We start from the raw sequence: 5,324 nt of genomic DNA, 5'->3' as shown, positions 1-5,324 counted from the left end.
ATCTAAGAACAGGAGATCTTCAAAAAGCGATTGCTGATTTTAATCAAGCTATTGAGATTAATCCAAATGAGATTAATTCCAACCTATTTTTAGTCTACAACAACAGAGCAAATGCTCGTTTAGAACAGGGGAAAATTAAGGAAGCAATTGCTGATTTTAATCGGGCGATTGCCATTAATCCTAATTATGCCCAAGGATACTCGAATCGCGGGTTTATCCGTCTGCAACAGAACAATCTGCAAACAGCACTTGCTGACTTAAACCAAGCGATTGAGATTAATCCCAACTACGCCCAAGCCTATTATTATCGGGGGCTTGCCCGTGTTCGACTCGGTAACGAAGAAGAAGCGATCGCGGATTTCCAAAAGGCGACAGATTTATCTAGACAACAGGGCAATATGACAATTTATCAAAATGCCCTTGACCAAATTCAACAGATTCAGCCGTAAAGAGGTACATAGGGTAAGAGTACGGCATTGCCGTACCCCTACGATTGATATAGATTTAGGTAAATCTTTTACAGAAGTTTAAATTGTAGGTTGGGTTGACACCAGGAAACCCAACAGAATCTAGGGCTAAAGCCCTGACTACAAACCCAAGCTAACGCTCTATTGTCATTCCGAAAGGGACACAAGAGCGCTAATCTCACAATCAAGGTGTGCCACGTCACTCCCCAAACGATCGCAATTGATTACAGAGCAGGGAAGAGTGAATTGGTTCGCCGAACAGCTTAATCCTCACCCAACGAGGCAGCAAACATCCTTTGCTGATTTAACCATAAATTTTCCGGTAGTAATCTTGATACTCCTTCGACAGCAACGGTTCCCACCAATCCCGATGGGTCAAATACCATTCAACGGTACTACGTAATCCTCCTTCAATGGTTTCTTCAGGCGTCCAACCCAGTTTTGCCTTAATTTTGCGAGCATCAATCCCGTATCGGCGATCGTGTCCTGGTCGATCTTTTACAGAAGTAATTAACTTTTTACTGGGAGAAACTGGCAAATCCGAGGCTAATTCATCCATAAGCTGGCAAACCATCTGTACCAAATCCAGGTTTTTGATTTGGTTGTTACCGCCAATGTTATAGGTTTCGCCAGGAGTTCCTTGGTGAATGACTAAATCAATTGCCTGACAGTGATCGTTAACATAAAGCCAATCTCGCACATGCTGTCCATCCCCATAAACGGGTAACGGTTGACCCAGCATGATGTTAATGCACATCAGAGGAATCAGCTTTTCAGGAAACTGATAGGGACCATAGTTATTGGAGCAATTGGTAATTAGCGTCGGTACGCCGTAGGTATGATGATAGGCACGAATGATGTGATCACTACCGGCTTTAGAAGCGGCGTAGGGACTGTTTGGCTGATAAGGTGTCGTTTCACTAAACAAGGGGTCATTTGGGCCTAAGCTGCCGTATACTTCATCCGTAGACACATGGAGGAAGCGATCGCTCTTGAGAGATCCCCGCTTTTTCCAATGCTGGCGAAAGGCTTCTACTAGAGTTGATGTACCCAGAACATTTGTTCTCACAAATGCTTCAGGTCCCAAAATGGAGCGATCCACATGGGATTCTGCCGCAAAGTGGGCAACGGTATCAATCGTCTCACTGCGGAGTAAGGCATCAACGAGAGTGCGATCGCAAATATCTCCCGGTACAAACCGAAAATTTTCTCGTCCCTCGACTGACTCTAGATTACGGCGATTGCCGGCGTAACTGAGCAAGTCGAGAACAACGACTCGATCATCTGGGTAGCGATCGCACCAGTGATGGACGAAATTGGAGCCAATAAACCCCGCTCCACCTGTTATTAGTATGCGGCGAGGTTCTCGTGAAGGCATAATGACTTGGGTTCCTTTTTGCTGTAATCTCGGAAGGGATAATTATAACCGTCGATCATCTTAACATCCGGTTGGGGATCAATGATGAGACGGGTCAAAAATTGATAGCGAAAGCCCATCTTGAGCTAGAGTGTCGGTACAACTACGTCAGGCGGGTTGGAGGCTTCAGGGGTTTCCTCTGCTGGATTAGCTGATTCTTCAGGTTGGTCTTTTTGAGGCTCGGACTCTGAGGTTGTGTCTGATGGCGATGGTTGTCCAGAATTGACCGGATCACGATCAGACGTTTCCTGATTGGAAGAGGGAGAGTTATTAGAATTCGAGTCCTCAGACGCCTCCGGATTCTCCGGTTGGGGTGTTGAATTAGAACCCTCAGGAGTCTGCTCCGAGGCTTCGGGAGGTGTTGGCTTCGGACAAACCTTGTCTTGATCAGAGAACTCAACAGAGACTTGGTATTCCTGTGGCTGTTCCGTGCGATTCAGAAAACGATGAGCTTGAATTGTATCTTGTGCCTTTTGCTCAAGAATGGGATCACTGGCTCGTTGCATGAGTTGTAAATTCGTCGGTTTGCCATCCGTACCTACGACGACGCTATATAGGGCGTTGCCATTAACCTGCTTTTGGCAAGCAGCTTGGGGATACTCAGCCATCAATGTTCTGCGTTTTAGGGGTGGAGGTTCTACATCCGCTTCAGCGCTAGTGTTATCTGACTGTTGTTCAGAGTTGGGTTTCTGGGTTACTTCCTGATCGGATTCTGATGGCGTCTGTTCCGGATTGGGGGTTGAATCATCGTCATTAGCTGGGGGAGTGTTATCTGAATTGAGAGCCACCTGCTTTTTATCTCTGGGAGGTTCCGGTGGTTGGGATCTTGGGTTCGTCAACACCGGTGAGTTGCGATCATCGCGTAATTGTGCTGCCAAACTATCAATACTCGGCGTCGGCTCTATTTGTGTGGATCTCGATTCAGGATTTCCTCGGGGAGGCGGTGGCGGAAGTTGGCTAGGAAAAACTGGTATTCCTAGATTTCTCCTCATGGGTGGAAATGGAGTACTCGGTTGATTCCGGGAGATTCGGGTTCGGGTTCGTTTCCGAGTCGAGGAGGATGACGGAATTTTTAACGATTGTGAAGGAGGAGCCACCGAGATGGTGCCATCAAGGGGCAAAGACTCTTGGGGAGGGGGAGAGGGGAGAGAGGGAAGCGGTGGGAATGGCGATTCTAACGGTGTCTGCTGATAAATATAGGGGGGAACCGTTGGCACCGATAAATCCGGTAGGCGACTCAAATCGGCTTCGCTTAATTCCAACATTTGTACAGTTCGCCGCGTCGTTGGCGCTTCATTGGAAAAAACGGGGACATAAAAGGGTAAGGTTACCCCCAATATGACATGAATACCCACCGATGCCATGACCGCGATTCCGGTTGGCTGATTGAGTTTCTCGGAAACCGTTCTAAATAAGAGATTCGACATAGCCGTTATCATTCTCTCCGTTGCGGGGTTGTCGGGAATTCTATTTGTTTTAATAAAAATAATCTAGAGTCTAATTGAACTCAGGGATTGGGTAACGTTGACAATCATGATGGAAAAGTAGGGTAATTTTAGGGTCGGGCGATCGCGTAAATCTTGATAAATCACTTGCTCCGGTAGGGTAGCGCGTTCGACTACCCAGGCGGAGTCCAATAATTGACGGTGATGCAACACCTGCCAGACTTGTTCATACACCGAACTCACTTTCATCAGGACTATGACATCCGCCCAGTCTAAAATTGTTTCCAGTTCCTTTACATTATAGAGAGCTGGCAGCACCACCAAGCGATCGCGCTGTACCGTTAGCGGTAATCCTAACACTGAGGCGGCTGCCATGGGTGAACAGACGCCAGGAATCATTTGTACGACGGCGCTGGGTTGCTGCTGTTGCAGGGTTTGCGCCAAATAGGTAAACGTGCTGTAAAAACTGATATCCCCTTCACAAACAAACGCCACATCTTGCCCAATGTTTAGATAATGCCAAACCTGTTCGGCGGCTTCTTTCCACGCTTGGGTAAGAATGTCTTGGTCTTGGACGTAAGGAAATGTTAAAGGCAGTTGAACCTGTTGAGCGTCTAACCATTGCCCAATAATTTGTTGAGCCATACCCAATTTCCCCCTCACCCCAGCAGGAAACGCCACCACGGGTGCTTGTTTAAGGATACGCAGGGCTTTAAGCGTAATTAATTCGCGATCGCCTGGACCGACACTCAGACCGAAAAGTGTGCCAACTTGCCCCATAATTATTTGTTATGTTTGATTAAAAAGCTCTACAATCCAAAATGCCACTACCGACTGTTATTCTACCGGGTTTTTTTGCCGGGGCAACTGAATATCGAGGATTAGAAGCCTCGTTAAATCAGTTAGGGTTTCCTACCGTTACTGTACCGCTACGACAAGGCGATTGGATTCCCACGATAGGTGGTCGCTCAGTCTTGCCCATATTACGCCAACTTGACCAAACCGTGAAACAGGTGATGGCAGATTACAACGCCAATCAGGTTAACCTGATTGGTCATTCCGCCGGAGGCTGGATTGCCCGAATCTATCTTGGTGAAAAACCCTATGATATTCATGGCGATGTGACACCCTCAGTCCCAGGATTATGGCATGCTTATCCTGCTATTGCCACACTGGTAACATTGGGGACACCTCATACTAGCCAAGAGCGCTGGACGAAACGCAATCTAGATTTTGTGGCAATCAACTATCCGGGGGCATTTTATCCCCAGGTTAAATATATTTGTGTCGCGGGTAAAGCTATTTATGGTCAACGACGTTTGGGTCAATGGTTAGCGTATAACAGTTATCAGCAAACCTGTGGAGTCGGAAATTGTTGGGGAGATGGGATTACTCCCATTGAAGCGGCTCATTTAGAGGGGGCGGTGAATCTCACCTTAGAAGGGGTGCTGCATTCACCACGCAGACAGGGACTTTGGTATGGTTCACCGGAACCAATAAAATCGTGGGTTCCCTATTTAATGTGACATCCTCCCACACCAAATCTTTGATTATGGTGTGGGTTTCCCCAAATCACTTTGGGGATTTCCTGATAAAAATTAATTGGGGTTTGGTGACCAAACCCCTACTGCAATTGTTCCCACCGACTTACCCTTCAACCTTCACCTCTTTTTCACCCTTAGGTTTATTGGCAATTTCTTTAACCGCTTTCTCTTCCACAGGTTCAGAAATCGGAATCTCCTCGACTTCTGGTAACTTTTCTACCGCCAGCCGGGAGGATGAACTGCCACCGGATAAGCGTTTCAATAGTTTAGGTCTGGGATCATGCAGTAGATAAATAACTTGATCATTAGCTTGCCAGGTTTCATTGGCGCTAGCCACTTGTAAATTCCCTTGCCGTTGGATTAATAGGGGAACCAGTTCTCCCGCCCGAATCAACGTTAATTGGGGTTTGGTGACCAAACCCCTACTGCAATTGTTCCCACCGACTTACCC

General features: G+C 47.0%; 6 protein-coding genes. 2 read left to right on the top strand and 4 right to left on the bottom strand.

The window, feature by feature from the left end:
- The coding region (locus ACLFWI_RS26190; protein WP_446415358.1) for a tetratricopeptide repeat protein at window positions 1-449 on the top strand (449 nt) is incomplete at its 5' end.
- Between the two features lie 322 nt (window positions 450-771).
- On the opposite strand, the gene rfbB is transcribed toward ACLFWI_RS26190, so the two are convergent.
- From rfbB to ACLFWI_RS26175, 3 genes are all read right to left on the bottom strand, one after another.
- The gene (rfbB, locus tag ACLFWI_RS26185) at window positions 772-1,845 is read right to left on the bottom strand and encodes a dTDP-glucose 4,6-dehydratase (protein WP_446415357.1); all 1,074 of its coding nucleotides are present in this window, start codon (window positions 1,843-1,845) and stop codon (window positions 772-774) included.
- A gap of 125 nt (window positions 1,846-1,970) precedes the next feature.
- Window positions 1,971-3,311, bottom strand: coding sequence for a TonB family protein (locus tag ACLFWI_RS26180; RefSeq protein WP_446415356.1), 1,341 nt, complete (start codon window positions 3,309-3,311; stop codon window positions 1,971-1,973).
- Window positions 3,312-3,374: 63 nt separating this feature from the next.
- On the bottom strand, window positions 3,375-4,109 hold the full coding sequence (locus ACLFWI_RS26175) for a precorrin-2 C(20)-methyltransferase (protein ID WP_446415355.1): 735 nt from the start codon (window positions 4,107-4,109) through the stop codon (window positions 3,375-3,377).
- Window positions 4,110-4,150: 41 nt separating this feature from the next.
- On the opposite strand from ACLFWI_RS26175, the gene ACLFWI_RS26170 reads away from it, so the two are divergent.
- On the top strand, window positions 4,151-4,855 hold the full coding sequence (locus ACLFWI_RS26170; RefSeq protein WP_446415354.1) for an esterase/lipase family protein: 705 nt from the start codon (window positions 4,151-4,153) through the stop codon (window positions 4,853-4,855).
- A 121-nt stretch (window positions 4,856-4,976) separates the two neighbouring features.
- On the opposite strand, the gene ACLFWI_RS26165 is transcribed toward ACLFWI_RS26170, so the two are convergent.
- Entirely contained in the window at window positions 4,977-5,291 is a 315-nt protein-coding gene (locus tag ACLFWI_RS26165) for a hypothetical protein (protein WP_446415353.1), read from the bottom strand.
- Window positions 5,292-5,324: the final 33 nt, after the last annotated feature.

Origin of the sequence: Coleofasciculus sp. (assembly GCF_046539235.1) — a bacterium.
In the GTDB taxonomy this organism is placed as follows: domain Bacteria; phylum Cyanobacteriota; class Cyanobacteriia; order Cyanobacteriales; family Coleofasciculaceae; genus Coleofasciculus.
This window is presented reverse-complemented; position numbering and strand designations above follow the sequence as displayed.